The organism is Moorena sp. SIO3I6, from assembly GCF_010672095.1.
In genome coordinates, this window is sequence record NZ_JAAHHU010001281.1 from 1 (window position 1) to 1,461 (window position 1,461).

The following is a 1,461-nucleotide window of genomic DNA, read 5'->3' on the forward strand; positions in this document are numbered from 1 at the left end:
TTTTTGAAGTTTCCATTTTTGGAAAGCTCTTTCGTAGTCATCGCCCTGTATTTGATAAGTATTCCATGCTCTGAGTGCTATCCACAAACCCCAGAACAATAAAATATATAAAGACCAAGACAGGTAACCAACGTTAATTAGATTAATCGCCAACAAAAAACTATTAACGATTACAAATTTTCCAAAACTTTTTTTTAATTGGCTACGTCGGTAGTTATTGAATTCATGACGTTTTTGCTCTTCTTGTTGCTGGGCTAGCCATTCTCGTTCGGCTTCCAAAAGAGTGTGGATTGAAATCCCTAATTCAGAAGCAATTTCCACCAACTGTTCACGGGAAAATTCTTCAACCATTTCCTGACGTGCCAGGGCTAGATTGAGGATTTGCTGGATATCTTGTTGGTTGTAAGAGTGGGTGATTTTGGTTTCAAAGACGGACATCGTTTAGTCAGTTTAACTAGTAGGGAAGGGGGGTAGTGCTTAAAGAAGATGTTGCTCTAAACACGCTTGAGCGGTGCTTAATTTTATTATGCCGATGGAAACACAGAGGGGTCAAACCACCTGCATTCCTAAAACCGCACTAAGCGTGGACGGATTTTACGGCATTTTAGCAATCGGCAAATCTTTTACATTTCGTTACGATAGAACCATGAAAGACGAAACTACTATCGAGTTGCTTGAAGGTAAGTTAATTGTTCATTGCTCTTGGTTGATTGTTGATTGGCAAAAGCGATAAACCCTTTACTGCCAAGGATAACTGGCAATGGTATCATAGTTTATTTTTCATGAACTATGAATCATGAACTGTTAACCATGAACCATAACCTATCTACTACCTTATAAGCCAACTTGGTATAAAAAAACGTCTTAGGAGAGTTTGAGGTAGTCTGCATGAACGGCAGTATTCGTGTTGGGAATTTATTTGGCATTCCCTTTTATGTGAATCCAAGCTGGTTTCTAATCTTAGCTTTAGTTACCTTTGATTTCGGAGGTGACTTAGCAAATTTTTCAGGATTGAGCGGTGTTTTGCCATGGTTTTTAGGATTTGTTACGGCACTTTTGTTATTTGCCTCTGTCTTAGCTCATGAACTAGGACACAGCTTTGTAGCGATCCAGCAGGGAATTGAGGTTAAATCTATCACTCTCTTCCTATTTGGTGGTCTAGCTAGCCTGGAGAAAGAATCAAAAAGTCCACTAGAGGCGTTCTTAGTTGCGATTGCTGGTCCAGCTGTTAGTTTGCTACTATTTGCTCTACTAACTGCCGTTCAGGCTAATGCTAATCTAGCTAGTTCATTGGCATCAATTGTTGGACTCCTCGCCTCCATCAACTTGGCTTTAGCATTGTTTAACTTAATTCCTGGCTTACCACTAGATGGGGGTAACATCCTGAAGGCACTGGTTTGGCAAGTTACGGACAACCCACACAAAGGTGTGTTATTTGCTAGCCGTGTTGGTCAGTTCTTT

General features: G+C 40.2%; 3 protein-coding genes. 2 read left to right on the forward strand and 1 reads right to left on the reverse strand.

Annotated features, from left to right (window positions below; genetic code table 11):
* Positions 1–438 (reverse strand): 2TM domain-containing protein (locus F6K49_RS48555; RefSeq protein ID WP_293109853.1); only part of this gene is annotated, 438 nt, incomplete at its 3' end.
* Between the two features lie 94 nt (positions 439–532).
* On the opposite strand from F6K49_RS48555, the gene F6K49_RS48560 reads away from it, so the two are divergent.
* Together F6K49_RS48560 and F6K49_RS48565 are read left to right on the forward strand one after the other, a co-directional pair.
* Positions 533–733, forward strand: a complete 201-nt coding sequence (locus F6K49_RS48560) for a hypothetical protein (RefSeq protein WP_293109855.1) — start codon at positions 533–535, stop codon at positions 731–733.
* A gap of 155 nt (positions 734–888) precedes the next feature.
* A partial coding sequence (locus F6K49_RS48565) for a site-2 protease family protein (RefSeq protein ID WP_293109857.1) occupies positions 889–1,461 on the forward strand: 573 nt, incomplete at its 3' end.